This window comes from Pseudomonas sp. 2995-3, assembly GCF_002742565.1.
GTDB lineage: Bacteria > Pseudomonadota > Gammaproteobacteria > Pseudomonadales > Pseudomonadaceae > Aquipseudomonas > Aquipseudomonas edaphica.
The window spans coordinates 1-265 of the sequence record NZ_LJSB01000322.1 but is presented as its reverse complement, the minus strand read 5'-3'; the positions used below and the strand labels follow the sequence as shown (position 1 = coordinate 265).

Genomic DNA, 265 nt, shown 5'->3' with positions numbered 1-265 from the left:
CTATAGTGGGAATTGGATATACTTGTCGTAGGGAGCCTTATGTACATAAGTTTTACATAGCCTTGTTATTTTGAGAGGTTCATCTACCGTAAAAACGATTTTGGAGGGAATATGAATGAGTAACTTGCCAAAAGATTTTAAATATTCACAAGAACATGAATGGGTAAAAACGGAAGGTGATAAAGTTCGTATTGGAATCACTGATTTTGCCCAATCAGAGCTTGGAGATATTTTATTTGTAGAACTACCTGAAGTAGGCGATGAA

Annotated in this window: 1 pseudogene; it reads left to right on the top strand. The window is 35.5% G+C overall.

Annotated features, from left to right (window positions below):
- Positions 1–115: 115 nt before the first annotated feature.
- Positions 116–265, top strand: a pseudogene (locus AOA62_RS32705) (glycine cleavage system protein H); the annotation flags it as partial.